24 protein-coding genes and 2 riboswitches are annotated in these 26,683 nt (G+C 34.3%); of the genes, 14 read left to right on the top strand and 10 right to left on the bottom strand.

Going from position 1 to position 26,683, the window contains the following annotated elements; all coding sequences use genetic code 11:
- The first annotated feature begins 129 nt into the window (after nucleotides 1-129).
- The 6 genes from D9842_RS02470 (at nucleotide 130) to motB (ending at nucleotide 5,861) form a co-directional block, all read left to right on the top strand.
- Nucleotides 130-2,253 carry an ATP-dependent Clp protease ATP-binding subunit gene (locus D9842_RS02470; RefSeq protein WP_121661122.1) on the top strand — a complete coding sequence of 708 codons (2,124 nt, stop codon included), beginning with the start codon at nucleotides 130-132 and terminating at the stop codon, nucleotides 2,251-2,253.
- Nucleotides 2,254-2,394: 141 nt separating this feature from the next.
- Nucleotides 2,395-3,414 carry a potassium channel family protein gene (locus D9842_RS02465; protein WP_121661121.1) on the top strand — a complete coding sequence of 340 codons (1,020 nt, stop codon included), beginning with the start codon at nucleotides 2,395-2,397 and terminating at the stop codon, nucleotides 3,412-3,414.
- 108 nt (nucleotides 3,415-3,522) lie between these two features.
- Nucleotides 3,523-3,792 carry a hypothetical protein gene (locus D9842_RS02460; protein WP_121661120.1) on the top strand — a complete coding sequence of 90 codons (270 nt, stop codon included), beginning with the start codon at nucleotides 3,523-3,525 and terminating at the stop codon, nucleotides 3,790-3,792.
- 130 nt (nucleotides 3,793-3,922) lie between these two features.
- Nucleotides 3,923-4,123: a hypothetical protein gene (locus D9842_RS02455; protein WP_121661119.1), complete on the top strand. Its 201-nt coding sequence runs from the start codon at nucleotides 3,923-3,925 to the stop codon at nucleotides 4,121-4,123.
- Between the two features lie 183 nt (nucleotides 4,124-4,306).
- Nucleotides 4,307-5,107 (top strand): flagellar motor stator protein MotA, encoded by an 801-nt coding sequence (gene motA / locus D9842_RS02450; protein ID WP_121661118.1) that lies wholly within the window; start codon nucleotides 4,307-4,309, stop codon nucleotides 5,105-5,107.
- Nucleotides 5,100-5,861, top strand: a complete 762-nt coding sequence (gene motB / locus D9842_RS02445; RefSeq protein WP_121661117.1) for a flagellar motor protein MotB — start codon at nucleotides 5,100-5,102, stop codon at nucleotides 5,859-5,861. The genes motA and motB overlap by 8 nt, the downstream gene beginning before the upstream one ends.
- Nucleotides 5,862-5,933: 72 nt before the next feature.
- Here motB and D9842_RS02440 read toward each other — a convergent pair whose 3' ends face one another.
- Entirely contained in the window at nucleotides 5,934-6,395 is a 462-nt protein-coding gene (locus D9842_RS02440) for a MarR family winged helix-turn-helix transcriptional regulator (RefSeq protein WP_121661116.1), read from the bottom strand.
- Between the two features lie 446 nt (nucleotides 6,396-6,841).
- On the opposite strand from D9842_RS02440, the gene D9842_RS02435 reads away from it, so the two are divergent.
- Nucleotides 6,842-7,573, top strand: a complete 732-nt coding sequence (locus tag D9842_RS02435; RefSeq protein ID WP_121661115.1) for a ZIP family metal transporter — start codon at nucleotides 6,842-6,844, stop codon at nucleotides 7,571-7,573.
- A gap of 49 nt (nucleotides 7,574-7,622) precedes the next feature.
- Here the strand turns inward: D9842_RS02435 and D9842_RS26470 are convergent, their stop codons facing one another.
- Nucleotides 7,623-7,871 carry an aspartyl-phosphate phosphatase Spo0E family protein gene (locus D9842_RS26470; RefSeq protein ID WP_121661114.1) on the bottom strand — a complete coding sequence of 83 codons (249 nt, stop codon included), beginning with the start codon at nucleotides 7,869-7,871 and terminating at the stop codon, nucleotides 7,623-7,625.
- Between the two features lie 301 nt (nucleotides 7,872-8,172).
- Here D9842_RS26470 and D9842_RS02425 point away from each other — a divergent pair, with 301 nt between their 5' ends.
- Nucleotides 8,173-8,943 (top strand): divergent polysaccharide deacetylase family protein, encoded by a 771-nt coding sequence (locus tag D9842_RS02425; protein ID WP_121661113.1) that lies wholly within the window; start codon nucleotides 8,173-8,175, stop codon nucleotides 8,941-8,943.
- Between the two features lie 107 nt (nucleotides 8,944-9,050).
- Here D9842_RS02425 and cbpA read toward each other — a convergent pair whose 3' ends face one another.
- Nucleotides 9,051-9,686 (bottom strand): cyclic di-AMP binding protein CbpA, encoded by a 636-nt coding sequence (gene cbpA, locus D9842_RS02420; protein WP_121661112.1) that lies wholly within the window; start codon nucleotides 9,684-9,686, stop codon nucleotides 9,051-9,053.
- 538 nt (nucleotides 9,687-10,224) lie between these two features.
- Between cbpA and abc-f the strand changes: the two genes are divergently transcribed.
- On the top strand, nucleotides 10,225-11,916 hold the full coding sequence (gene abc-f, locus D9842_RS02415) for a ribosomal protection-like ABC-F family protein (RefSeq protein WP_121661111.1): 1,692 nt from the start codon (nucleotides 10,225-10,227) through the stop codon (nucleotides 11,914-11,916).
- A gap of 42 nt (nucleotides 11,917-11,958) precedes the next feature.
- Here the strand turns inward: abc-f and D9842_RS02410 are convergent, their stop codons facing one another.
- The 5 genes from D9842_RS02410 to D9842_RS02390 form a co-directional block, all read right to left on the bottom strand.
- Nucleotides 11,959-12,501 (bottom strand): 1,2-dihydroxy-3-keto-5-methylthiopentene dioxygenase, encoded by a 543-nt coding sequence (locus D9842_RS02410; RefSeq protein WP_121661110.1) that lies wholly within the window; start codon nucleotides 12,499-12,501, stop codon nucleotides 11,959-11,961.
- A gap of 57 nt (nucleotides 12,502-12,558) precedes the next feature.
- A complete protein-coding gene (locus D9842_RS02405) occupies nucleotides 12,559-13,182 on the bottom strand; it encodes a methylthioribulose 1-phosphate dehydratase (RefSeq protein WP_121661109.1) in 624 nt (207 codons plus the stop codon).
- Nucleotides 13,179-13,841, bottom strand: a complete 663-nt coding sequence (locus tag D9842_RS02400; RefSeq protein ID WP_121661108.1) for a 2-hydroxy-3-keto-5-methylthiopentenyl-1-phosphate phosphatase — start codon at nucleotides 13,839-13,841, stop codon at nucleotides 13,179-13,181. Before D9842_RS02400 ends, D9842_RS02405 begins: the two co-directional genes overlap by 4 nt.
- Nucleotides 13,838-15,079 carry a 2,3-diketo-5-methylthiopentyl-1-phosphate enolase gene (gene mtnW, locus D9842_RS02395; protein WP_121661107.1) on the bottom strand — a complete coding sequence of 414 codons (1,242 nt, stop codon included), beginning with the start codon at nucleotides 15,077-15,079 and terminating at the stop codon, nucleotides 13,838-13,840. The genes D9842_RS02400 and mtnW overlap by 4 nt, the downstream gene beginning before the upstream one ends.
- Nucleotides 15,080-15,257: 178 nt before the next feature.
- Nucleotides 15,258-15,364, bottom strand: a riboswitch (SAM riboswitch).
- Nucleotides 15,365-15,447: 83 nt separating this feature from the next.
- Nucleotides 15,448-16,623, bottom strand: coding sequence for a pyridoxal phosphate-dependent aminotransferase (locus tag D9842_RS02390; protein ID WP_121661106.1), 1,176 nt, complete (start codon nucleotides 16,621-16,623; stop codon nucleotides 15,448-15,450).
- Between the two features lie 105 nt (nucleotides 16,624-16,728).
- Here D9842_RS02390 and D9842_RS02385 point away from each other — a divergent pair, with 105 nt between their 5' ends.
- From D9842_RS02385 to mtnA, 3 genes are all read left to right on the top strand, one after another.
- Nucleotides 16,729-17,517, top strand: a complete 789-nt coding sequence (locus D9842_RS02385; protein WP_121661105.1) for a carbon-nitrogen family hydrolase — start codon at nucleotides 16,729-16,731, stop codon at nucleotides 17,515-17,517.
- Nucleotides 17,518-17,674: 157 nt separating this feature from the next.
- Nucleotides 17,675-17,821: riboswitch (SAM riboswitch) on the top strand.
- Between the two features lie 93 nt (nucleotides 17,822-17,914).
- The gene (gene mtnK / locus D9842_RS02380; protein ID WP_121661104.1) at nucleotides 17,915-19,117 is read left to right on the top strand and encodes an S-methyl-5-thioribose kinase; all 1,203 of its coding nucleotides are present in this window, start codon (nucleotides 17,915-17,917) and stop codon (nucleotides 19,115-19,117) included.
- A gap of 62 nt (nucleotides 19,118-19,179) precedes the next feature.
- Nucleotides 19,180-20,232, top strand: a complete 1,053-nt coding sequence (mtnA, locus tag D9842_RS02375; protein WP_121661103.1) for an S-methyl-5-thioribose-1-phosphate isomerase — start codon at nucleotides 19,180-19,182, stop codon at nucleotides 20,230-20,232.
- Nucleotides 20,233-20,518: 286 nt separating this feature from the next.
- On the opposite strand, the gene D9842_RS02370 is transcribed toward mtnA, so the two are convergent.
- Nucleotides 20,519-21,010 (bottom strand): methylated-DNA--[protein]-cysteine S-methyltransferase, encoded by a 492-nt coding sequence (locus D9842_RS02370; RefSeq protein ID WP_121661102.1) that lies wholly within the window; start codon nucleotides 21,008-21,010, stop codon nucleotides 20,519-20,521.
- A 26-nt stretch (nucleotides 21,011-21,036) separates the two neighbouring features.
- Complete coding sequence (locus tag D9842_RS02365) at nucleotides 21,037-23,226, bottom strand: PAS domain-containing sensor histidine kinase (RefSeq protein ID WP_306821497.1); 2,190 nt, start codon at nucleotides 23,224-23,226, stop codon at nucleotides 21,037-21,039.
- Between the two features lie 437 nt (nucleotides 23,227-23,663).
- On the opposite strand from D9842_RS02365, the gene D9842_RS02360 reads away from it, so the two are divergent.
- The gene (locus D9842_RS02360; RefSeq protein ID WP_121661101.1) at nucleotides 23,664-24,674 is read left to right on the top strand and encodes an acyltransferase family protein; all 1,011 of its coding nucleotides are present in this window, start codon (nucleotides 23,664-23,666) and stop codon (nucleotides 24,672-24,674) included.
- A 218-nt stretch (nucleotides 24,675-24,892) separates the two neighbouring features.
- The gene (locus D9842_RS02355) at nucleotides 24,893-26,659 is read left to right on the top strand and encodes a B12-binding domain-containing radical SAM protein (protein ID WP_121661100.1); all 1,767 of its coding nucleotides are present in this window, start codon (nucleotides 24,893-24,895) and stop codon (nucleotides 26,657-26,659) included.
- The last annotated feature ends 24 nt before the right edge of the window (nucleotides 26,660-26,683 follow it).

Here is a 26,683-nt window from a genome sequence, read left to right as displayed (position 1 = left end):
CAAAGTATACTATGATCAAAGAAGGTCAAACTTAAGACCTCTTTCTTTTTATCCTATTGGTCAATAAAGATCAAACTCTTTCACTGAAATTCTTTCTATATAAATTAGTAATGAAAAGGAGTTTTAAAGATGATGTGTGAAAATTGTCAATCAAAACAAGCTACAGTTCATTTAAACTTTCAAATAAATAATCAACATAAGCAACTAACATTATGTAAAGACTGCTATTCAACGTATAAACAAGCTATCCCTTCAGGATTTGCAGGGGGATTCTCTTCGTTTCCATTTGAACAATTTATGAAGGAACTTCAACAACAAGGATCATCAGCGGGAAACGTTCAACCAAAAACTCAATCCAGCGGTGGTGGAATTCTTGACCAACTTGGTCGTAATTTAACTCATGCTGCACGAGCAGGCTTAATCGATCCTGTGATTGGCCGTGAAGAAGAAGTTGATCGAATGATTGAAATCTTAAACCGCCGAAACAAAAATAATCCCGTGTTAATTGGAGAACCTGGTGTAGGAAAAACAGCTGTCGTGGAAGGTCTTGCTTTAAAGATTGCAAACAGCTCTGTTCCAGCAAAGCTTACAAATAAAGAGGTTTATCTCTTAGATGTAGCATCACTTGTTGCAAATACAGGGATTAGAGGTCAATTTGAAGAACGAATGAAGAAGATTATTGAAGAGCTACAAAATCGTAAAAACATTATATTATTCATAGATGAAATTCACCAGCTTGTTGGGGCTGGTTCAGCAGAGGGTTCAATGGATGCAGGTAATATCCTAAAACCAGCTCTGGCAAGAGGAGAGCTACAAGTTGTAGGTGCTACAACATTAAAAGAATATAGAAAAATTGAAAAAGATGCTGCACTTGAGCGACGCTTTCAGCCAGTAATGGTTCATGAACCAACAATTGATAAAGCGATTGAAATCTTAAAAGGTATTCAAGATAAGTACGAGCAATATCATCATGTATCTTATTCAGATGAAGCTATTGAATCCTGCGTTTCCCTTTCACATCGTTATATACAAGACCGATATCTTCCTGATAAAGCGATCGACTTGTTGGATGAAGCTGGTTCTAAAAAGAACTTAATGTTAAAAAATGAAAGTGATGAAGAGATAAAAGAACGTCTAAAAAACATTTCACTAAAAAAACGTGAAGCTACTAAAAACGAGGACTACGAATTAGCTGCTAAATTAAGAGATGAAGAAGCTCAACTTGAATCACAGTTAAATATCGAAAAATCAACCAATGAAAAGCTTGTTGTTTCTATAGAGGACATTCAAGCCATTATAGCAAGGAAAACCGGAATTCCAGTTGGAAAGCTTCAAAGTCATGAGCAATCAAAAATGAAACATTTAGAGAAAAATCTCACAGAAAAAGTCATTGGACAAGAAGATGCTGTTCGTAAGGTATCTAAAGCAATCCGAAGAAGTCGTGCTGGTCTTAAATCCAAGGCTCGACCAATTGGTTCCTTCTTATTCGTTGGACCAACTGGTGTTGGTAAAACAGAATTAACAAAGTCATTAGCAGAAGAGCTTTTTGGCTCAAAAGACTCAATGATACGTCTAGATATGAGTGAGTATATGGAGAAACATGCTGTTTCAAAAATTATTGGCTCCCCGCCGGGTTATGTAGGACATGATGAAGCGGGTCAACTAACTGAAAAAGTTCGCCGCAATCCTTATAGCATCATTCTATTGGATGAGATTGAGAAAGCCCATCCAGATGTTCAACACATGTTCCTACAGATTTTAGAGGATGGCAGATTAACAGATAGTCAAGGTCGTACCATCAGCTTTAAGGACACTGTTATTATTATGACAAGTAATGCAGGTGTTGGTGAAAAACGTATAACCGTTGGATTTGAAACATCATCAAATACAGCTGTAGAAGAAAGTCAACTATTACAATCACTTGGTTCATTCTTTAAACCAGAATTCCTTAATAGATTTGATAATATCATTGAGTTTTCTTCACTTGAAAAAGAAGATCTCTTAAAAATTGTTACATTAATGATAGAAGAACTAGCTGAAACATTAGCAGAACAAAATATCTCGATTACTGTTACTAATGAAGCAAAGGAAAAACTTGCTGCACTAGGCTATCATCCCGCCTTTGGTGCCCGCCCACTTCGTCGTGTAATTCAAGAGCATGTAGAAGATCAAATAACGGACCTTCTTTTAGATCATGAAAATCTTACACAAATCGAAATAGATGTTGTGGACAATAAGATTGCAGTTAAATAAAAAGATAAGGGACAGTCCATACAAGGACTGTCCCCTATCTTTTTTCCAGTAGATAACCAATTTCATATTTTAAATATACATAAATATGTTAAGATTTTCTTATGACTGATAGTTCTAGACTAAGCGAAAGGAGTGTTCCCTATGTTTTTAATTCGATTCTTTATGAAAGTCATACATATTAACAACTGGATACTTATTTTTGCAACATTATCGTTAATATTAGCAAGCAGCTATATTGTTTATTATATTGAACCAGAAACTTTCACAAGTCCTTTCGAAGGATTATGGTGGACAATGACGACCGTTGCAACGGTAGGTTATGGTGATGTTTCACCTACAACTGTAAACGGAAAAATTTTCGCTATGTTTCTGTACATTGTAGGAATTGGCTTAATGAGTATCTTCATTGGTAAAGTAATCGACTTCTTTAGTATCAGAAAACGCTTAAAGGAGGAAGGAAAATTGAAAATCACAACGAAGAACCACATTTTATTAATTAACTGGACAAAAAAAGCAGCCATTACTTTAGAAGAGCTTTTAAAGACTTTTGAGCATGTTCGAGTTGTCATTGTTGATGAAAACATTTCAAAAATCCCAATTCAACATGAACGGGTTGAATTTGTGAATGGAAACCCTGCAAGCATTGATGTTCTTGATCAAGCTAATATATTAAGTTCTAAATCCATTATGGTTTTTTCACCAGATGATGTTCTAACAGCTTCACAGGCAGATGGACATACATTATTAATCGCTTCTATGATAAAAGGAATTGAAAAAGAACATAATCAACATATTTATACGATTTGTGAAGTGTCCAATTCAAATCATATTCATGCATTCAACCATGTAAATGTGAACGAATATATTACAGCAAACGACACCGCTGCACATTTAGCCGCAAGGTCTATTTTGTTTAATGGTTCTAGTGAAATTATTCGTCAACTAACAAGTCATGAGGGATATGACCTTTATTCTATTTCAAAAAAATCAGAGTGGAAAACGTATCAAGATGCAAGCATTGCGTTGTCAGCAAAAGGGGCAATTCTTCTTTCCAACGGAAATGATATGTCCATCATAAGTAAGCTTCATCAACCTATTCCAAGCGATGCAAAATTGTTTATTATTTGTGACGATGAAACATATTTTGATATTGTTTCATAATTAAGAGTCACTTTCTCCAAAGAGAAAGTGACTCTTTTTCATGTGACCTCACTTCTCTGTCATTGCTGTTGTTTCTCCTACATATACATGCTATGAGAGGTGTTGTACATGCTAAAAAGTTCAAATTTTTTTCTATTAATCTCCTTTATCCTTTTATTAGTTAATGGGTCCGCTCTTGGCTTTATTCTTTTTCAAGCACGACTTGGTGAAGGGTTTGGATTAAGCCTGTTTTGTTGTACAAGTTTACTAGGGGCATTATTAGCATCGATTGCCTTTGAAACAAAATCGACCTACTATTCCCGTTTATTTTTCTATAGCCATCTTGTCATTACAATTCTTCCCCTATATTATGTTGGTATTTCTAAGATGTTAAGTTAATTCTATCGGTCAGAAGGCTGATTTTTTCTCACCCACATTTATGATTCTTTTTCCATCTTGTAACGGAAGTTTTTGGAACAATCTTCCTTTATGATGAAGACAACAAGAGAATTTGTGGGAGATGAGAACGATGTTTATGAATGAATATACACAAAAGCAATTATTTGAGGTACAAAATTCACTACTTGAAACACAATCGATTGAAAGAGCATCTCAATTAGAACAAAATAAAAATGCCAGAGCAGCCTTCGGATATGATTGCCTATCAAATCCAAAAAGATATGTTAAATTTAAAAACTGGCTACTAAGAAAAGCTATCGATGAAAATTGATAGCTTTTTATTATTTGGAATTGTAGACAAATAACATTATTTTAGACCAAAGTCCCGGTATCTCCCCTCTTTTTCAGTTGTTACGAAATTTCTTTCACAACTTCTTTAAACAAAACCTAAAATTTTAATAAATCTTACCGATATAAGAGATAAGAAATTTATGAGGAAATATGGTGATTTACAATGGATAAAACGTCATTAATAGGAATATTACTTGCAATTATCGCAGTAGGCGTTGGGATGTTTATGAAAGGTGTTAGTCCCACAGTATTAATTAACCCAGCAGCAATATTAATTATTCTTTTGGGTACAGCAGCGGCTGTAGTTATCGCTTTCCCAACTAGTGAAATTAAAAAGGTGCCTAAGCTTTTTGGCATTATCTTTAAAGAGCAAAAAACTCCTACAATTCAGGAATTAATCCCTTTATTCTCTGATTGGGCACAGGTTGCTCGTAAAGAGGGGTTACTTGCACTTGAAGCAAAACTTGCTGATGTTGAGGATCCTTTCTTAAAAAGTGGATTACTTATGGCAGTAGATGGTCAGAATGCCGAGTTTATTCGAGATGTGATGTCAGAAGAAATTGAAGCAATGGAAGAGCGACACCAAGGTTCAGCATCTATTTTCACTCAAGCTGGAACGTATGCACCAACACTTGGAGTACTTGGAGCAGTTGTAGGTTTAATTGCTGCCCTTTCCGACATGAGTGATACAGATGCATTAGGTCATGCAATTAGTGCCGCATTCGTTGCCACATTAATGGGTATTTTTACAGGATACGTATTATGGCATCCATTTGCTAATAAATTAAAGCGGAAATCAAAGCATGAAGCTCTAGTAAAACAGGTTATGATTGAAGGGGTACTTTCTGTTTTAGAGGGACAAGCACCAAAAGCAATCGAGCAAAAGCTAGCAACATATTTGCCAGTTACTGAAAGGAACAAATTAGACGCTGCTGTTACTGGAGGAGAGAGTGTAAATGGCTAAAAAGAAAAAGCATAAGCATCATGATGAACATATGGATGAATCATGGCTTGTCCCTTACGCCGATTTACTTACACTCGTTCTGGCACTTTTCATCGTGTTATTTGCGATGAGTTCAGTTGATGCGCAAAAATTTCAGCAAGTGGCGAAATCATTAAATGCAGCTTTCGATGGTGGAACAAGTGTATTGGAATACCCAAGCCCTACTCCTGAAAGCGAGTTAGAAGATCTTAATGTTCAAAAAGATGAAGCATCGAAAGAACAGCTAGAAGCTGCTCAGCAAAAAATGGAACAAGAAAACTTACAAATAATTCAAGAGAAAATCAACACGTACATTAAAGAAAATAACCTTCAAGCAAAGTTAGGTACAACTCTAACTGATGAAGGCTTACTTGTTACATTGCTTAATGATATCTTCTTTGACTCTGGAAGCGCAGATATTCGTGTGAAAGATGAAAAGCTCGCTAAAGAACTATCTGATCTTCTTATCATGAACCCACCTCGTAATATTATCGTGAGTGGTCATACAGATGATATACCAATTAATAACTCTGAATTTGATTCAAACTGGCATTTAAGTGTTATGCGTGCAGTTAATTTTATGAAAATATTGATTGAAAATGATAAATTGGATCCCAAAGCCTTCAGTGCTAAAGGATTTGGTGAGTATAAACCAGTTGCTACAAATGACACAAATGAAGGTCGTCAAAAAAACCGTCGTGTAGAAATTCTAATTCTGCCATACGAACAAAAATGATTTTTCAAAAAATAAACGGGTCAATCCACTATAGGATTGACCCGTTTTAATGTTTTAAACGTAAACAATTACTTAATGCTTTTCATTTTTCAATAAATCATTAGCATGATAACCAACTTTTTTAAGAAGCTCTGTCACTAACGCCTTTTCTTCATGAGATAAGACGTTTACAATTTCATCAATTTTTTCTTGGTGAGGGGGAAAAATCTCTTCAATCAGTTCTTTTCCCTTATCTGTTATTTGAGCATGTGTCACTCTTCGGTCGTTAGGACATGCCTTTCTCATAAGCAGTCCCTTTTGCTCTAACTTATCTACTACATATGTGATACTCCCACTCGCCAAAAGAATTTTCCCACCGATTTGCTGCAAAGGCTGATCTCCCTTGTGGTATAAAAGCTCTAAAACAGCAAATTCAGTTGGGTTTAATTTAAATGTTGATATATGTTTATTAACGACATCGTTAAATGCTCTATGGGCACGCGAAAGCACAATAAAAAACTTTAAAGACTCTTCAATTCCCTTTGATTTTTCCAATTCATCTCAATCCTTTTTCAAATATCTTGAATTCAAAATAAATAATTAGCATTATAATAGAACATGTTGTATAGAAAGTCAAACTTTTAAAGAAACTTCGTATTAATTATGGCAATAAATAATTTCTGTATACCTAGAATGATCTTACACAAGTTTTCATTTTGAAGCAATGTTTAACTTAAATAGAGAGACAGCTACTCCTTCATTTATTGTTATTTTTCAATTTAGGGGAGCCAAAGATGTTGGAACAAATAGCCCACCTATTCATATACTTTATTGAACCCTGCAACAGCAAGTGACTTTTTCATTCTTTGCTAATCGTAGAATTAGGTAATAATAACCTTCTATTTTAACTGAATTCTTCCTTAGGTTAACTAATTCAGTTATAATAGTCCTAATTACGATTTAAAAGCAAAGTGTATCCATTTTAAAAGGAGCAATCACATATGTCAGATGTTTTATTGGGAAGTGTATTATCTGCATTATCTACAGGATTAGGTGCAGTACCTATCTTATTTCTTCAAAGAACGATTACGCATCGCTGGAGAGATATTTTATTAGCCTTTACAGCCGGTATTATGATGACTGCTGCCATGTTAGGTTTAATTCCGGAGTCATTAAATTATGGGGGAATATTGGAGGTATCCATTGGTTTATTCCTTGGGGTACTTATTTTAACTTCACTCGAAAGAGCCATTCCTCATATAGATTTGGAACATACCAAGAGTGGAATTAAATTTGATGAAAAAGCTATGCTTATTATTGCAGCAATAACCTTGCATAATATTCCAGAAGGCTTATCAGTAGGTGTTAGCTATGCTTCATCTGTTAGTGAGACTGGAAATTTAATTGCCTTTGCGATCGGTCTCCAAAATGCACCTGAAGGCTTTTTAGTTGCTCTTTTCTTAATAAATCAAAATATAAATCGTGGAAAAGCATTCTTAATTGCTACAGCAACTGGTGCGGTGGAAATAGTAGCATCACTACTTGGCTTTTATTTAACAAGCTTTGTTGCCTTTCTTGTACCGTATGGCTTAGCTTTTGCAGCAGGTGCAATGCTTTTTATCATCTACAAAGAGCTAATTCCAGAATCTCATGGAGATGGCAATGAACAATTTGCGACTTACTCCTTTATTGTTGGGATTCTTTGCATGGTTATCCTTATTAATAGTTTTTAATATAATAACATGAAGAAAATACAGTGCTTGTCCACTGTATTTTTTTCATTCAATAAGAATATCTGTCTGTATACGTAAATAACTTCATTGAATGAACTAAATCTTGAAAAGGGGCAACTTTAGGTTTTTTCTCTTCTATTAACATCTGTTGATATTCATTTAAAAGCAAGTCCAAATCTTGACTACATTGAACAGCCAATTCACTTGTATATCCTTCTTTATTAGCCGTTTCAATCATTTCTTTCCTTTTTATATTAATTGTTTCAAGAAGCTTTGTTTTTAAAGAATCATTATTCATCTCAGAGCCCCTCCTAGTTATTCAATTTTGCGATAATCTTACGTTTCACTGTTTCTTGATATTATCTTACCCAAGTAATCTTGTTAGAAATTATTACAAAACTTTTCACTTGTGTAAAGACTATCGCAAATTTAGACATTTTTTTTACCACAAATTATGACAAAATTGAAAACTTTCTCTTCTTATTTTTATTCCCACAACCACTTAATTTTAAACTACCTTTTTCCTCCCCTTTAAAAACACATCTTTTTATTAAGCGTGGTTAACCTATACATATATACTAGTAAAGGAGAACACTTCCATGAAAAAATGTATGATCAGTTTGATTCTTCTTCTTTCTATACCGATTGCAACATTCGCTCAAACTAGCACCATTGAAAGACAGGTAGCCATAGTTATTGATGACCTAGGGAATGGAATGAGAGGTACTGAACAAATCCTATCTTTACCTATTCAATTAACAGTAGCGGTTATGCCATTTTTACCCACAACAAAAAAAGACGCAAATCTGGCCAATGAAAAAGGTCATGAGGTTATTGTTCATCTTCCAATGGAGCCTTTACATGGAAAAAAGAGCTGGCTTGGTCCCGGAGCTATTACAACAGATTTATCAAATAAAGAAATTAGAAAAAGAGTAAATGATGCAATTGATGATGTCCCCCATGCAGTTGGAATGAACAATCATATGGGCTCTAAAGTTACAGCAGATGCTAGGGTAATGAAAATTATATTAGAGGTATGTAAGGAAAGAGGACTTTATTATCTAGATAGCAAGACCACTGGGAAAAGTGTCGTTGAATCAATAGCGAAACAATTAGAGGTTCCTTATTTGGAGAATGAGCTATTTTTTGATGAACAATATACAACAAGCCACATTACAAAGCAAGCTAATTTACTAATGAATCGGATTGAAAAAGATCATGAAATAATTGCAATAGGACATGTAGGAATAGCTGGGGAGAAAACAGCATCTGTTTTAAAGCAATATGTACCCCTAGTGAAAGAAAAAGCAGAAACGGTTACACTATCAAAATTATTCTTCGACCCTGAAGACATAACAAACTTAGAGTGATGTAGCTCGCTCAAGGAACGTTTCCGTATTAACTGCCTCTTCTCCATTACTTTAAAACAACCTGCTTATAAAAAAGGGCTAACAATTGTAGCCCTTTCTGTAATTTCCTATTTATGATCAATACGATCAACAGAGGTAACTCTGAATTCTTTATCTTCTAGTTTTTTAATAACCTTCTGTAACTTTTTCTCTGATAAATCACCAGACAAATTTAGAATAATTCTTCTAATATATTTATCACCATTATCCATTGTTAACAGGCCTTCTATATTAATATCCTTAACAGCAGTTACTAAATCCTTTATAGCCCCTTTATGCTCCTTAGTTCCAACTGTAAGAAGGACACCACCCGTTTTCATCCCAAATGAATCTTCCAAGACATCCATTATATTTGAGTGAGTAATAATTCCTGAGAATTCCTTCTCTTCATTTAATACTGCTAAAAATGGAAGTCGTCGAATCGTTAAGAAAGTCTTAAAAAATGAGTCCTCTTCGTATATGTAGGCATCTTGATTCTGCACTAACGGTTCAATCGGATCACTTTCTTTACCATTATGCTCTACATAATGCTCAAGCAAATGTACTTTATAAATAAAACCAACAAAGATTTTACCTTCATTTTTTAAAACCGGAATAGAACGGTAACCTGTTTCCTTTAGATAATCATATGCTTCTTTTACTGTACAGCTAATATCACAGAATCTCACATCAGCTTTCTTTACATAGTGATAACGAACCTTCATTAAAACAACCCCCTTTTAACAAGAAATTTATCACAGCATTCTTTGTTAGTAAAGAAAATTCAAAGTTTTCTCAAAAAAGTTTCATGTTCGTTTTACGTTATAATATATTTATGATTTCTAACATTTAGTATGGGAAGGAACTTAAAGAATATGTATATTGTAAAATCAAAACGATTAGGTTTAAAACCTATGACTGCATAATCATTGAACAACTTATCTTCACTCGTAAAAGTTGCAAATCCCATATATTAGAAAAATATTGCAATATTACCCTATCCTACATATAATAGATATATCTTAAACTGAAAGGGTGTATGTTGAAACAATGAAGTTCTAATTCTTTTTTCTGGCTATTATTAATTCATTTTTATTTGAATTTTAAATATTACCTAGAGAATTGGATTAGTCTGCATGTTAACATATACATTCCTTTAGTCGTTAAAATAGGTATGCTTTCTTTAATAGTATACCTTTGTTTCGTAATACAGGTTTTGTATATCTTTTTGACTGATCTCTCTAGGAATAGGGAGGTTTTTTTATTTTTACATTACAAGCAAGAAATATTTCAAAAAGCTATGGAGAAAAACAACTATTTACGGATCTTACTTTTGATATCTACCACAATGACCGAATTGGTCTTGTTGGTCATAATGGTGCAGGAAAAACAACACTTGCCAATATTATTTACGGAAGCTTAGAAGCTGACAGCGGAACGGTTCATTGTAAACAACATATAAAAATCGGATACCTTAAACAATCGATTGAATACATGTTTAATGAAACTGGTTCCATCTCTAGTGAATTCTTGGAGAAAGCGAGTGAGCTAGGATTAAAGAAAGTTCATTCATGGGAAAAGGAACGAATGGATCATTTAAGTGGTGGAGAAAAATTAAAAATTTCCTTAGCCGAAGTATGGTCAACCAATCCAGATATTTTAATCTTAGATGAACCAACAAATCACCTTGATCTACATGGAATAAATTGGCTTGTTGAAAAGGTAAGATTGTTTCAGGGAGCTGTGATGATTATTTCTCATGACCGTTATTTTTTGGATAAAACAGTAACAAAAATATTTGACCTAGAAAATAGTAAATTAACGATTTATGATGGAAATTACACAACTTTTTATGAAAAAAAGAAAAAAAATCGAGAAGACCAGCTCCACCATTATGACATTCAACAAAATGAAAAGAAAAGAATTGAAAGGCAATTGTCCCTATTACAGCAATGGTCCGGCAAGGCTCATCGAACAATGAGAGACCAAGAGGGCTTTAAGGAGTTTCATGGTGTAAAGGCTAAGAAATTAGATAAAGCCATAAAATCTAAAATGAAAAGACTTAATAAAGAACTTGAGAAAAATGAAATAGATAAACCATTAGAAGAATTGAGTGTAAGGTTTCAATTTGAAGGAAATAAAAAACATGGAAAAAGATTGATAGAGGCAAAAGATCTCTCAAAAAGCTTTCATTCGGTATCCCTGTTTAAGAGCAGCTATTTCTATATAAATCATGGAGAAAGATTAGGTCTTGTTGGACCTAATGGCTGTGGCAAAACAACCTTTTTGCGCATGCTCATAGGTGTTGAACCTCTAACTAATGGTAGCTTGTCAAAGAGTTCATCTCTTAAGATCGCTTATCTTAGTCAAGATGTAGCAGATATGTCATTATCTCAAACTGTCTATGAGGCATTAAATCTCACTGATAAAAATAACTTATTAAAAGCAAGAACTACATTTGCAAATATGGGGATAAAAGCAAGTAAGCTAAATCAACCTATTTCCAGTCTTAGTTTAGGAGAGCGGACAAAAGTAAAGCTTACCAACCTTTTATTGCATGAATATGATTTACTTATTCTTGACGAGCCTACAAATCATTTAGATCTAGCAAGCCGTAATCAATTAGAGCAAACATTATCCGAATTTCCTGGTACAATCCTAGTAGTATCACATGATTATTACTTCTTAAATTCTGTATGTGAAAAATTACTTGTTTTTGAAGAAAAAAAGATAAAACGAATGGAAATGACAGTTGAAGAATATGAGCTTAAGAAAAGAACAAATAAAAGCAATTCAAAGCAATCAATTGAAGAAGAATTACTTCTTCTCAATACTGAAATTTCAGCTGTACTTGGTGAATTAAGTTTATTAAAACCAGAATCAGAGAAATATCATGAGTTAGAAGATTCCTTCCAGTTACTTACAAAAAGAAAACATGAGCTAATGAATATGTAAATGCAAAAAGCGTAGAATCTTTAGTTCTACGCTTTTTCACTATTATTTATTTAATTCTTGTTCTTCTTGGTATGGATGAGCTACCCATCCCTCTGTTTCAATAAACAAGCGAACTGCTACAACTTGACGGTCTTCCATTAATGTAAAGAAATGAGGGTTACCCTCTGGTACCGAAATAACATCCCCAGCTTCTAATTCTACATCAAAGTAACCAACTTGCTCATCGCCTTTAATAATGAAAATACCGTGACCTGCAGTAATAGCACGTACTTCATCTTCAGTGTGTGTATGAACATTTTCGAATTTTTTTAATAAATCTTCAAGATTTGGTGTAGCATCTGATAACGCTACGATGTCCCAAGTCTTATATCCTCTTCTTTCAGCTAAATCTTCAATTTCAGATTTGTATGCTGCTAAAATTTCAGATTTTTCTTCATCGCTAAGAACAAATTTTTCAACTAAGTGTGAAGGAAGTTTACTCATATCCCAATGCTCATAAAGAACACCTTGTTTCTCTAAAAAATTTGAAACCTGTTCTTGACCTTCAATTACTTCATTTGTATTTCTAACTTTAATTACTGCCATGATCTTTCTCCTCCGTTATATAGTATGTTTTATATAATTTTTTCCTTCCTATTGTCATTAAGTCAAAACTGATTGTAATGATAATAGCTTCAGATGATAGGAAAATAAAAATTCACTTGCTTCTAAATATTTCTTCGCTTCTAATGCATCTCTTCCCCATGCGGTTATTCCATGATTTCTAATAAGAACTGCCCCCGCATCTTCTTTTACAAACTCACTAAAGTTTTCCGCTAAAGTTGGAATATGTGCATAGTTATAGATGATTGGGATTGTAAATTCAGCATCCTCTTCCCATAAGCCATATGCTTTAATAATTTCCTGTCCTCTAAATGTAATCTTTCCTTTATCACCGTAGAGCTCTGATATAACATTATTGTCAACTGTATGAACGTGAAGGCTGCACCCAGCTTTTGTTTTATTAAAAATCTCTACATGTAATAATGTTTCTGCAGAAGGCTTTAAGTGAGTATCCTCAACCGGCTTTCCTTCTCCATTAACTAGTAAAAAGTCCTCATCTGTTTCCTTCGTCTTATCTTTACCACTTGCTGTTACAAGGAACTCGATAGGTTCATCGCTCACTTTTATCGCTAGATTCCCACTTGTACCTGGAAACCAATCTCGTTTTGCTAACACCCTCTTTATGTCAGCTAATTCCTCCCACCGTTGGTTGAAAACGGTCATGCCTTCACCTCCTCTAGCTTTTCTAAAATATTAATCACATCATAAAAAGTTGTAAAGGGCTGATGTGGCAAATGAAGGTCCTGACATTTTTCTAATAGCAAATCTCTTGCTATTACATAATCTGCTAGTTTTGCAGCTTGAAGATCCGTTATTGAATCTCCTATTACAATTTTTTCTTGAGTAGACTTTGTTAGCTTGCGGATAAGTGACGGCTTACAGCAACCGCAATCATTCGAACAAGAATCATCACAACTAAAAGGCCATTCTATTTTAATGTTTTCATTACTAAAATTCGCCCTATTACAATATATTTGTTCTTCTTCAATTAACCCTTGAAGTAATGGATAAACAAAAAAATCAATTCCTCCACTAACAATAAAAAGAGGGATATTGTTCTTTTTTGTATATTGAACAAATTCCTTAAATCCAGAACGTATTTGCGCATGATTTAAAATGTAGTTCACAATTTCGTCCTTAGAAGAAGATGGTAGTAATTGAAACATTTTCCCAACACCCTCTTGAATAGAGATTCTTTGTGATAATACATCATTTTTTAAAGCATCCCATTCTGGTGGAGCAAATCTTTTCATAATTGCAATAATATTATCAGTCTCTGTAATCGTCCCATCAAAATCACATATAATTACTCGATCACTCATTTACTCACCTCTTTGACACCCCAAAGATCTATGGCAAGTTTGAGATCTTCATGTACGTTCGCTGCTTCTTTTAAAGAAGTGCCTGCTAGAGTTGCGTCAATTGCTGATCGGAATGCTTGTCCACCGCCAATTGCTCCATTTGGATGACCATGAACACCACCACCAGCATTTATTATTGAATCTATACCGAAATCATTCATAAGCAACGGAACTAAACCTGGATGAATTCCTGCAGAAGGAACTGGAAACGATTGCTTAAAGGATTCTTTCTTCAGACAATTTTCTGCAATACCTAAGGCTTCTTTTCGATCTAATGCTACACTTCCATATGGAGAAGGGAATAAAGAGAAATCAGCACCAGATATTCGTAATAGCTTACCTAGTAAAAGTGAACTTGAAAATCCATATAAGCTGGATGCAGTAGAAGCTCCGCTCACAGCAGGGTGAGCCATAATAGGCACCGTTACATCCGGATCTTCTGCTAAGCTTTGTAGTACATCTAACCCGTATGCAAATACGTTAAACAACAAAACATTTGCACCAAGCTCTGAAGCTTTTTTAGCTTTATCTTTAAGATCAAATGTTTTACCAGACAAATTCACAGCATATAAAGCTTTATGTCCAGTTTCTTGAAACACCTGGTTTAATACCTCTTTACCAGCAAGAATTCGCTCCTCGAATGGAGTTAATGGATTATCAAACAGAATTTCATCGTCTTTTACTAAATCAACCCCACCCAATACTTGCTGTCTTAACTGATCTTTTAAATATTGTAAGTCACGACCAATTACACCCTTAAAAATACTCATTAATAAAGGGCGATTATAAACACCGACTAATTCCCGAATTCCTTGTACACCAAATTTCGGCCCCGGAAACGCTGCTTTCACAACTTCCGAGAACTCTAAATCAAGTAATTTTACTTCACCGTCTAGAGATAGCTTTCCGAAAACAGTTGTTAATATGGCGGGGAGATCATGACTATAATTTATACTCGGATAAGCAATTTTAATTATTCCTTTAGTTACGATTTTTCCTAAAAATTGATTTGTTTTGTCACAAGATTCTAGCTGACTGACCTCTAGAACACGACCTTTATGAGCTTTAAGTTGCTCCTGTTCAAGTAATGGAAGATCTGTCCAGGAACCAACCGTTAATCCTAAAGCAATTCCTTCTGCTTTTTTATGTAAATCTCCTTTAGCATCGTGTACAAGATATGTAGCAATGACTTCACTCACTTAAAACCCTACTTTCTATATATCACGTTTTCTGAATCTTTCTATTTATCGTACTAATTCTATCATCTTTATTTAGTTTATGCATAACATTCCTTTTCTATTTTTTCTGTTTTTTTAAATAAAAAAAACCTCTTTGATAGATCAAAGAGGTTACTAAATGCATAAGTAATAAGCAATCTCCTTATCTATCAGCGAATGCTGCAAGAATTAGCACCGTGCTTAACCTAAGTTAAGTCGGTTGCCGGGCTTCATTGGGCTAGTCCCTCCACCTGCTCTTGATAAGAACGAAACGTTCATTTTTGAAATTAATATGGATTATGCCAGATCTCACTTCTACTGTCAAGAGGAAAAAATTAAGGCGTAATGTCTTAAAAAAGATTAAGGGCCTTAATTCTATCGGCAGCTTCTCTAAGCCGGTCCTCGGATGTTAATAAACCAACTCTAACGTATCCCTCACCATATTCACCAAAGCCTACTCCTGGTGCTACAACGACGTGTGCATGCTGAAGTAGAAAATCAGAAAACTCCTCAGAAGAATCAAATTGTTTTGGAACTGGCAACCAAGCAAAAAACGATCCTGACGGTGCCGTAACATCCCAACCGATCTCACGAACAGCTGTAATGAGAGCATTTCTACGTGATTCGTAACGTGCATTTAGTTCTTCAACACATGTTTGCGGACTAAGTAACGCATGTGCAGCTGCTTCTTGAATAGCACTAAATACACTTACATACATATGATCTTGCAATAAATTTATAGCTTCAATCACTGAAGGATTTCCAACAGCAAAACCAATTCTCCAACCAGCCATATTAAAGGTTTTGGAAAAGGTATAAATTTCGATACCGATATCTTTAGCACCAGTTGTTTGTAAAAAGCTAATTGGCTTTTTTCCATCAAAGCCAATTGCTCCATATGCAAAATCATGAACCACACAGATGTTATTTTCTTTTGCGAATGAAACTGTTTCCTCAAAGAAACTTTCGTTTGCCGTAGCACCAGTAGGATTATTAGGATAATTCAAAAACATTAGCTTCGCCTTTTCTACAGCGTCTTTAGATAAGCTCTTGTAATCCGGTAGGAACTGATTTTCGCTTAATAAAGGCATCACTTCCATTTTGGCACGTGCCAATTCTACTCCTGACCAATAATCCGGGTATCCAGGATCAGGTACAAGCACAACATCATCCGGATTTAACAAGCATTGAGGAACCTCAACTAACCCAGCCTTTCCTCCGAATAGAATCGCTACTTCACTAGCAGGATCTACCTCCACTCCGTACTCTCTTCTGTAAAAGGTTGCGACAGCTTCCTTTAAAAACATTTGCCCACGAAATGGCGAATATTTGTGATTTTGAGGATTTCTAACGGCTTTCTCCATTGCCTGAACGATATGTTCCGGAGTTGGTTGATCAGGGTTACCCTGACCTAAATTAATAACATCATGTCCCTGCTCTACAATTGTATTTACTTTTGCAACAAGACTGGCAAAAAATTGCTTGGGTAATGTATTTAATAAATGGGATTGCTCAAAAACTTTCATTTTCTACACCTACTCAAAAAATTCTTGAAATTCTAGTCACAAATCATATATTGTTAGAAGCAACTTGTAAAGTAAAAATTTATAAATGAAGGTGTGACTGAAAAAATGAAACCTATCATTGCATGTATTCAACTTGATATTAAATTTGGTGATCCTGATTTTAATTATGAGCAAGTAGAAGAAAAAGTGGCATTAGCAGTCGAACAAGAGAAACCGAACATCATTGTCCTTCCTGAGCTTTGGACAACTGGCTATGATTTAACTCGCCTTGATGAAATAGCTGATCATGATGGCGAGAGAACAAAAACATTCCTAAGTAACTTAGCAAAAAAGTATAATGTTCACTTTGTTGGTGGCTCTATTGCAAAAAAAAGCAAAGATAGCGTGACAAATACGATGTATATTGTGGACAATAACGGAGAGTTTATCCATGAATATAGCAAGCTTCACTTATTTAAACTCATGGATGAACATCATTTTTTAGTTTCGGGAACTGAAAAAGGGTTATTTGAAATAGGTGGACTGAAAAGTGCAGGAGTCATTTGCTACGATATCCGTTTCCCGGAATGGATACGCGCTCATACAACAAAAGGTGCAGAAGTATTATTTGTTGTTGCTGAGTGGCCTATGCCAAGACTTCATCATTGGAAAACACTACTGCTAAGCAGAGCCATTGAAAATCAATGTTATGTTGTTGCATGTAACCGTGCTGGGTCTGATCCAAATAATGAATTTGCAGGACATTCTCTCATCATTGATCCATGGGGAGAGATAGTAGCTGAAGCTAACGAAAAAGCCGGAATGATCTCAGCCGAAATAGACGCTGAAGTTGTCAAAAAGGTACGCAGTCAAATCCCAATCTTTGATGACCGCCTACCACAATTTTATCAATAAGAAACTTCACAAATATTTAGGCAATTCCCAATAATATATTGACAAAGATAAAGTAACATTGGTAATATCCTAATCAAGCGATATATTTTTCTAGAAAAGCATTAATTTTTCGAATACTTAATATGCTAAACATATACTTATGTTTTAAATAAAAAATCTCTTATCAAGAGTTGGCAGAGGGACTTGGCCCAATGACGCCGCAGCAACCGACCATATTTCATCTTAAAATGAAATAATACCTGGGACTTCCAGTTGGGCACGGTGCTAATTCCATCAGAAAGAAAATCTTTCTGAAAGATGAGAGGTGCGAAGCAATGACTTCAAGCCTCTTTCAATCTGGAAAGAGGCTTTTCTTTTTAGAAAAGCCTCCAAAAACAAAAAATTGGAGGATAAATAAATGTGTGCACATAAAAAATCACCTATTTACGAACCACTAACTGAAAATGGAGCAATTGCCTTAGCAAAGAAATTACAGCTGCTTTCTGAAAATAGTCAACTAACATGCAATGAAATTGGCGATGGAAATTTAAACTTAGTTTTCAGGGTGAAAGATCCAGAAAATGGAGAAAGCATCATTATTAAACAAGCATTACCATATGCGAAGGTAGTTGGTGAAAGCTGGCCGCTAACTCTTGATCGTTCCAGAATCGAAACAAATGCACTTCTTAAGCAAGCGGAATTTGTTCCACAATATGTACCAAAAGTTTTTTATTCAGACGAATCATTAGCAATAACAATCATGGAAGATCTATCACATCTTGAAATTGCTAGAGCAGCCTTTATTAGTGGAAAAGATTTACCACTATTATCTCAACATGTTGGAGAATTCCTTGCTAAAACATTGTTTTATACATCTGATTATGGAATGGATCAACATTATAAAAAATCATTGGTTCAACAATTCATCAACCCTGATCTTTGTAAAATAACTGAAGACCTTATTTTTACTGATCCCTTCTTCGATCATGAAACAAACGATTACGAGCCAGAACTTCAAGATGATGTAGAACAAATTTGGCAGGACAATGAATTAAAGGTTGAGGTTGCTAAACTTAAACAGATCTTTCTAACAAAAGCTGAAGCACTATTACACGGTGACCTGCATACTGGAAGTATTTTTGCAGATGAACAAGAAACAAAAATCATTGATCCTGAATTTGCTTACTTCGGTCCTATCGGCTTTGATGTTGGTCAAGTATTTGCGAATTTACTTTTTAATGCATTATCTCGAGAAACGAATAAACAACAAATTCTTTTCCATCATTTAGAGACAACTTGGGATGTGTTTGTAAGAGAATTTTCAAGATCATGGGATAATGATGGTTTAGAAATATATACGAAGTTAGACGGCTACTTAGATTATGTTTTAGAACAGATCTTTGAAGAAGCTACTGGATATGCAGGATGCGAATTAATCCGACGAGCAATCGGTCTAGCCCATGTAGCTGACCTTGACACAATTGAACCATATGAAAAGAAAATTTCTACAAAGCAAATTGTCCTAAAAATCGGCAGAGAGCTTATTGTAAATAGAAAAACAATTAAAAACACGCAACAAATTAGAGACCTTGTTAACCAAACAGCTTTATCAGTAATCTAAAACACATTGATCTATTCTACTAGTGGTTCAACACATTTTTTTAAAGGAGTTTTTTTCATAAAATGTTAAACGAAAATTTTGCCATTCCTCGTTCCGTCATATGGAAGGAAGATTATGTCTCTTTATTAAACCAACAAAAGATTCCACAGGTAACGGAATACCTTGAATTAAGAAACATTGAAGATGTGTGGGAAGCTATTCAATCTTTAAAAGTTCGAGGTGCCCCAGCTATCGGAATAACTGCTGCATATGGTTTAGCTCTAGCAGCTTTGCAGGATCAATCAAAATCATTTGAGGAGTTTCATCAAAATTTACAGAAAAGTCATGATTATCTCGCAAGCTCAAGACCAACTGCTGTAAACTTATTTTGGGCACTAGATCGACTTATGAAAAGTGTGTCAAATGTTCAAACAATAGATGAAGCAAAATCAACAATCCTTAAAGAAGCCATCTTAATTGAAAAAGAAGATGAACAGGTTTGTCAATTAATTGGTGAACATGCATTGAGCGTTTTCAAAGATGGAGACAGAATTATGACGATTTGTAATGCAGGATCTATAGCAACTGCAAAGTATGGTACAGCACTTGCTCCTTTTTACTTAGCCAAAGAGAAAAATATTAACTTAAGTGTTTACGCATGTGAAACAAGGCCTGTCTTACAAGGAGCACGTCTAACTACTTGGGAGCTTATGCAAGCAGGTGTTGATGTTACACTTATAACTGATAATATGGCAGCACATACGATAAAGTCCAAGGACATTACTGCAATTATTGTTGGAGCAGACCGTATTGCTGCAAACGGTGATACAGCAAATAAAATTGGAACATTTAATTTAGCACTTTTAGCAAAATCATTTAACATTCCTTTTTATGTTGCTGCACCTCTATCTACATTTGATCCCTCTATTACTGACGGAGATCAAATACCGATTGAGGAACGCAATCCAGAAGAGGTTACTCAGATTAACGGCATTCAAGTTGCCCCAAAAGATGTGAAAGTGTTTAACCCTGCTTTTGATGTTACTCCTAATATTTTGATCGCAGGTATCATAACGGAAAAAGGAATAATAACTGGAGAATATACGGAAGAGATCAAAAAATTATTCTCCAATTAATATTTCTAATTAAATCCATCTATATACAAAAAGGACCAAAGCCTAGTTTAACACTAGAGCTTTGGTCCTTTTTGTTTTTCAATTAAGATATTTTTTTCCTTTTCTGAAATAATATGAAGTTTTGATAGTATAGAAGTGTAAAAGAGAACTTTTTTTGGACGTTTGCTTTGATTCCACATATAACTTGCCCCTTTCTTTACCTTACGCAACTTTTTTCTCTTACTCAAATAATATGTTGCAAAGGAAAAAATGTGACAAGTAGTTAGTTGTTCCCTTGATAACCATGTTAGTGTTTAAATGCAATATTCTCATGAGTTAAAAGCTTAGCCTTTAACTCATTTTTATCTCCAGCATAACCGGTCAGCCTTTGATTCTTCCCTATAACACGATGACATGGGATAAATATTGGCAATTTATTTGCTTTATTTGCTTGCCCAATAGCACGTACAGCGTTCTTGTTACCAATTTTGACGGCAATGTCTTGGTAACTACAAACCTGTCCAATCGGAATTTGACGTAACTCAGTCCAAATCTTTTTTTGAAAGTCAGTGCCTTTTATCTCAAATGGTAGGTCAAAGTTTGTTCTTCCTCCATAAAAATATTCATGAAGCTGTTTTACTGCTTCACGAAGGATATGATGTTGCCCATCTTCCACAAGCTTGTTTGCACCTTGAAATTTATTAAATTGTTCTATAGTTAAAAATAAATGAGTAATTTCTCCAAGTGTCGATACAATTGTAAGTCTCCCGATTGGGGAGTCATAATAAGTATAAAACATTTGTGTATATCCTCTTTACTATTTTTTTATTGTGTAATTGGAAGGGTAATATGAAATGTTGTCCCTTTCCCTTCTTCACTTTCAACCTCAACTTGACCTTGATGTTCCTCAATTATTTTATAGCTTACCATTAAACCAAGCCCTGTTCCACGTTCCTTCGTTGTGTAAAATGGTTGACCGAGTCTTTTTATTTTATCCTGCGAAATACCTGAGCCCCTATCTCTTATGGAAATTAAAAGCTGATCTTCATTTTTCCGTTTTACTGTAACATCAATTTGTCCTCCATCAGGCATTACTTCAATCGCATTCTTTAACACATTTATAAACACTTGCTTTAGTTGATTTGGTTCACAGAATAATAATGGCAAGTTTTCTTCAATATTTAGTTGCATCTGGACATTTACTAAAATGGCCTGTGCATTTAGTAATTCCATTGTTTCTTTTACAATTGTTCCAATATCTTTATTAGAATACTGAATAGCTTGAGGTCTTGCTAAAATTAAAAATTCAGTAATGATGGATTCTATCCTACTTAGCTCAGATGTAATAACATTAAAGTACATAGAAAAGTCCTCTTTAACACTTCCCTCTAGCAGCTGAATAAATCCTTTTAATGCAGTCATTGGGTTGCGAATTTCATGGGCAATACCTGCTGCTAGTTCTCCAACTACATTTAATGTATCTGATTTTCTAAGTTGTTCTTCTAACTCTCTTTTCTCTGTTACATCCCGAAAAACAGCTAGATTCATATTTTCATTAATATGATTCTTAAGAGCAATTTCTAAAATCATTTCTTCTCCATTTTCATTCGTATACATGATTTCTTGTATGTTCTCTTCATATGACTCTAGTGTTTTGTACTCAGGGTCTGCATGAGCGTGTGAAAATAAAATATCACATATTCTTGATGATTTGATATCTTCCGATTTTAAATTCAAGATTTTTTTAGCTGTTTCATTGGCTTCAATGATTTCAAAAGAATGGTTAAATAAAATAATTCCATCCATTGCACCATCAAAAATACTACGAAATTTATGTTCACTTTCCCTTAATATTTTTTCCATCCGTTTTCGTTCACTAACGTTCCGAAAAATTGTTAAATGATGACCATCCAGTATGTCCATTTTAGAGGTAAACTCAAGCTCTTTGTTTTGTCCATTGGGCATATGGAAAAGTAATTCTTCCCTTATTGCCCCTGTATTAAAGTATTCGTTTTTCACTTTAAGAAAACTTGGAGAGGTTTGATCAACAAAATCCAATATGTTACGACGAACAAGCTCTGTTTCATTTAGCTCAAATGTACGACTTGCAGCCTGATTCACCTTCATAATTTGACCATGTTTATCCCAAATCATAATGGCATCTATCGCATTTTCAAAAACCTCTCGAAAACGTTCTTCACTTTTATATAGCTGTATTTCCATTGACCTTTTTTCTGTAATATCCCTCATAATGGCCATGTAAAAGCCATCAATAATGTTTGAAGTTGTTGTAAACTCGAATATTTTCTTACTACCATTTTTCAAGATAACAGGAAGCTCGCCTTTTGCGCTTCCATTTTCTTTTAACATCTTCCACAGGTTATCAAGTCTATATTTCTCATGTTTATCAATAAAATCCTCTAGTCCAAAAGAGTTCAACTGCATTTTCGTTATTTCAAAGCTTGCGCAAAAAGAACCATTCGCATCTATAAAATCACCGTTTTGATCAAAAATAACTATTCCATCCACTGCACGATGAAATAGATCTTTAAAAAGCTGTTCATTAATTGTACGCTCACGTTCAAGCATTTTTTTAAATGAAACATCTTTTATCATAGCAAGGTCATAACCGTTTATTGCTTTTTTCCGTAAGGAGATTTCTAAAAATTTAACCTGCCCATTATCTAATTTTACAATTAATTCCTTCCTAACTGGATCATCATGATAAATATCATCAATGACTTGCCTTATTTGATTGCTTGGAATAAGAGATAAAAAGTCATAGAGATTTCGTTTACATAACTCTTTTTTCTGCAATTGAAACATATGACATGCGGCGGAGTTTACATCTATAAATCTCATATTTTCATCAAAAATTGCAACAGCATCTAGTGCACCCTCTAATATATTTTCATGCTGCAGCAATTTAAATTTAAGCATTTCATTCTCTTTTTCTACTTGAGCCAATTGTGCTTTTAAGGCAACGATTTCGCGATCCTCCATCGTTTGCTTCAATCTTTTCACCCCTAATCACGAACTTTCTACTATCATGTATTCTACAAGTTATGGCATTGTCCTTCACCTATCTACAAAATGATAGAAAATGTTTCTTTTTTACTGTGAAGGTTGTAATATAGTAAAGTATTTCGACAACACTATTCGGTTTAAAGGAAAAGGCTGTCATCTATCTTACAAAAAGATGACAGCTTTATTACGTCCCCTAAAAAAGGAGCAGCTTTATCGAAACATACTTTAGTAAGGTTTTTTCATCTACAAAGCTTTTCAAACAAGTATGTAAGAAACTATGTATATTTGTCTAAAATGAGTCTATCTGCAATCTTACAGTAGGGACTTTTTTGAAAAATGATACAAAGGTACCGTTTAAGCGTACCTCAAATTTGGGAAGAGAAGGATAGTTTAACGATTTAAACTTCTGAAGGAAAGGTGAGCGCATGAAAAATCGTGTTAGCTATTTTGATAATGCAAAATTTTTATTAATTTTTTTAGTTGTTTTTGGTCATGTTATCCGGCCATTTATAGATGAAAGTCCAATCATGATGACTATATATAAATTTGTCTATACCTTCCATATGCCGGCCTTTATCCTTATCTCAGGATATTTCGCAAAAGGGTTCAAGAAAAAAGGATATGTAAGCAAAATCGCTAAAAAACTAATACTTCCTTATCTTATTTTCCAAGGAATCTATTCGGTATATTATTTTTTTGTTGAGAAACAAAATGCAAATGTTCTTGATCCACTAGATCCTCACTGGTCTTTATGGTTTTTAGTTAGTTTGTTTTTCTGGAATCTTTTTTTATTTGGTGCAACAAGGCTTTCCGCTAAATGGTCGCTTGCGATTGCCTTTATTATCGGGCTTTCAGTTGGGTATTTAGAAGATATAAGTAATTACTTAAGTCTATCTAGAACATTCGTGTTCTTTCCCTTATTCTTATTAGGCTTTTACCTAAGAAAAGAGCATTTTGACTATATAACAAGGGTGCATGTTAGAGGAGTCGCATTCTCCTTATTATCTATGACCTTTATTACGTATTTCTTTGCTGATTTTGATTATGAATGGTTATTTGGTTCAAAGTCATATGCACAATTCGGTGATCTAACAGTAGGTAGTGCATTTATTCGGTTAGGATTTTACAGTTTAACGCTTGTAACTTCTCTTAGCTTTTTAGCATTGATTCCTACAAAACAGACCTTTTTCACGGAATGGGGCACTAGAACATTTTATGTTTATCTGTTACATGGCTTTATCATTCAATATATGAGAAACACACATGTAGTAGATTGGATGGGAGATTTTCAAAGTATAGTGCTTCTAACAACATTATCTATACTTTTAACAGCAATTTTATCAACTAAGGTTGTAAAAGAATTAACAAGTCCCTTTATAGAGATAAAACCTTCAGGAATTCATTATTACTTAAAGAGCTTTTCACTTAATAAATAGACACTTCCTAAAGAACAAGTATTATGCTTGTTCTTTTTTAGGTTTGTTTTCAAAAAAACTTTTCCATACTATGGATACATGCCCACATGACACATATACGTTTTTAAAAAAATTTATGATACAATATGTAATTGTGGAACGAACCATTCTGTGGTTTTACTGTTTAAAAGCACAACAAGCTTATATAAATAAAATAATTGAAGTGGTGTATAAATAAAATGAAAACTGTTTTATCGACGCTTAATGCTAAGTATATTCATACAAGCTTATCAATCCGTTACTTAAAAGCCTATGCACAACCTGAATACGAAGTTGAACTGGCAGAATACACAATAAAAGATCCTGCCATGAATATCGTAACAGATTTACACGCTAAGAAGCCTGAAGTTATTGGTTTTAGCTGTTATATATGGAATATTGAAGAAACAATAAAAGTGATTAAAATGCTGAAGAAAATCAACCCTTCTTTGATTATTGTTTTAGGTGGCCCTGAAGTTACTTACGATACTAGAGAGTGGATGGATAAAATTCCAGAGGTTGATTTCATTATCATAGGTGAAGGAGAGCAATCGTTCAAACAGCTGCTGGATGAATTAAATGGGGAACAAAACTTTGATAATGTTAGTGGGATAGCTTACCGCGAGGAAAACAAGGTGCAGATTAAACCGCAACGAAACAAAGTTGACCTAAAGGTACTACCCTCACCATTTCGCTTTGAAGAAGATCTGAAACACCTTTCAAAACGCGTAACATATATTGAAACAAGTCGTGGTTGTCCATTTAGCTGTCAGTTCTGCCTGTCCTCCATTGAAGTAGGGGTTCGTTATTTTGATCGTGAAAAAGTGAAAGAAGATATTCGTTTTCTTATGGAGAATGGTGCAAAAACGATAAAATTTGTCGATCGTACCTTTAACATCAGTCGTAGTTATGCAATGGAAATGTTTCAATTTCTTATTGATGAGCATAAACCAGGTACTGTTTTTCAGTTTGAGATTACAGCAGACATTATGAGACCAGAAGTTATTCAATTTTTAAATGATCATGCCCCAAAAGGTTTATTCCGCTTTGAAATTGGTGTTCAGTCGACAAATGATGCTACAAACGAACTTGTCATGAGAAAACAAAACTTTAATAAGCTAACAAGAACTGTGACAATGGTAAAAGAAGGCGGAAAGATCGATCAGCATCTTGATTTAATTGCAGGTCTGCCTGAGGAAAATTATGATTCATTTAAGAAAACATTTAATGATGTATTTGAACTTCGTCCTGAAGAGCTTCAACTAGGTTTCTTAAAGATGCTTAGAGGCACAGGTTTACGCCTTCGTGCTGAACATCATGGCTATGTTTATATGGATCATTCTCCATATGAAATTCTTAAAAATAATGTTCTTTCCTTTGAAGATATTACGAAAATTAAACAAGTTGAAGATGTTTTGGAGAAATATTGGAATGACCATCGAATGGATGAAACCATTGAATATTTAGTAACACACCTTTTCCCATCCCCATTTGATTTCTTTCAGGATTTTGGGACATATTGGGATGAAAAAGGATGGACTAGAATTGGTCATCAACTCGAAGATTTGTATAAACACTTATATGATTTCCTTGGAAGCATTAAGAGAAACGAGTTAACAATTGCCAGCGGTTTTATGAAGTATGATTATTTACGAAACCAAAATTATAAACCTCGTAAGCCTTGGTGGAGTGAAACATTATCAAAGCAAGAAAGAAGTAAGATCTATCACTCAGTTCTAGAAAACCCTCTCCTACTAGGAGAAGAATTTGCTCAAAAACAGTTCTCTGAAAAGGATTTATTTAAACATACTGTTTTAGAAACTTTACCATTTAATTTAGATCATTACTTGAAGACAGGTAGGATTATAAATGAAAACTCTTTTGTACTTGTTCATTATGATGCTATTCATTCAAAGACAACCGTTTATACAGTACTTTCAAGTGAGCTTGATACAAAGGTTAGCTAAAGTGAGAGATTTTTCATCTCTCAC

This window comes from Metabacillus litoralis (genome assembly GCF_003667825.1).
GTDB classification, from domain to species: Bacteria; Bacillota; Bacilli; order Bacillales; family Bacillaceae; genus Metabacillus; species Metabacillus litoralis_B.
Note: the sequence above shows the minus strand (reverse complement) of the source record. Positions and strands in the feature narration are given on the sequence as shown.

Bases quoted from the DNA above. Each gene is read 5' to 3' on its own strand.
- D9842_RS02370 (WP_121661102.1), bottom strand. From the start codon at position 21,010: ATGTTTTATACTTATTATGACTCCCCAATCGGGAGACTTACAATTGTA.
- D9842_RS02435 (WP_121661115.1), top strand. From the start codon at position 6,842: ATGTCAGATGTTTTATTGGGAAGTGTATTATCTGCATTATCTACAGGA.
- D9842_RS02410 (WP_121661110.1), bottom strand. From the start codon at position 12,501: ATGGCAGTAATTAAAGTTAGAAATACAAATGAAGTAATTGAAGGTCAA.
- D9842_RS02465 (WP_121661121.1), top strand. From the start codon at position 2,395: ATGTTTTTAATTCGATTCTTTATGAAAGTCATACATATTAACAACTGG.
- cbpA (WP_121661112.1), bottom strand. From the start codon at position 9,686: ATGAAGGTTCGTTATCACTATGTAAAGAAAGCTGATGTGAGATTCTGT.
- D9842_RS02390 (WP_121661106.1), bottom strand. From the start codon at position 16,623: ATGAAAGTTTTTGAGCAATCCCATTTATTAAATACATTACCCAAGCAA.
- motB (WP_121661117.1), top strand. From the start codon at position 5,100: ATGGCTAAAAAGAAAAAGCATAAGCATCATGATGAACATATGGATGAA.
- D9842_RS02470 (WP_121661122.1), top strand. From the start codon at position 130: ATGATGTGTGAAAATTGTCAATCAAAACAAGCTACAGTTCATTTAAAC.
- D9842_RS02460 (WP_121661120.1), top strand. From the start codon at position 3,523: ATGCTAAAAAGTTCAAATTTTTTTCTATTAATCTCCTTTATCCTTTTA.
- D9842_RS02405 (WP_121661109.1), bottom strand. From the start codon at position 13,182: ATGACCGTTTTCAACCAACGGTGGGAGGAATTAGCTGACATAAAGAGG.
- D9842_RS26470 (WP_121661114.1), bottom strand. From the start codon at position 7,871: ATGAATAATGATTCTTTAAAAACAAAGCTTCTTGAAACAATTAATATA.
- D9842_RS02355 (WP_121661100.1), top strand. From the start codon at position 24,893: ATGAAAACTGTTTTATCGACGCTTAATGCTAAGTATATTCATACAAGC.
- D9842_RS02455 (WP_121661119.1), top strand. From the start codon at position 3,923: ATGTTTATGAATGAATATACACAAAAGCAATTATTTGAGGTACAAAAT.
- D9842_RS02400 (WP_121661108.1), bottom strand. From the start codon at position 13,841: ATGAGTGATCGAGTAATTATATGTGATTTTGATGGGACGATTACAGAG.
- motA (WP_121661118.1), top strand. From the start codon at position 4,307: ATGGATAAAACGTCATTAATAGGAATATTACTTGCAATTATCGCAGTA.
- D9842_RS02385 (WP_121661105.1), top strand. From the start codon at position 16,729: ATGAAACCTATCATTGCATGTATTCAACTTGATATTAAATTTGGTGAT.
- mtnK (WP_121661104.1), top strand. From the start codon at position 17,915: ATGTGTGCACATAAAAAATCACCTATTTACGAACCACTAACTGAAAAT.
- mtnA (WP_121661103.1), top strand. From the start codon at position 19,180: ATGTTAAACGAAAATTTTGCCATTCCTCGTTCCGTCATATGGAAGGAA.
- D9842_RS02425 (WP_121661113.1), top strand. From the start codon at position 8,173: ATGAAAAAATGTATGATCAGTTTGATTCTTCTTCTTTCTATACCGATT.
- D9842_RS02360 (WP_121661101.1), top strand. From the start codon at position 23,664: ATGAAAAATCGTGTTAGCTATTTTGATAATGCAAAATTTTTATTAATT.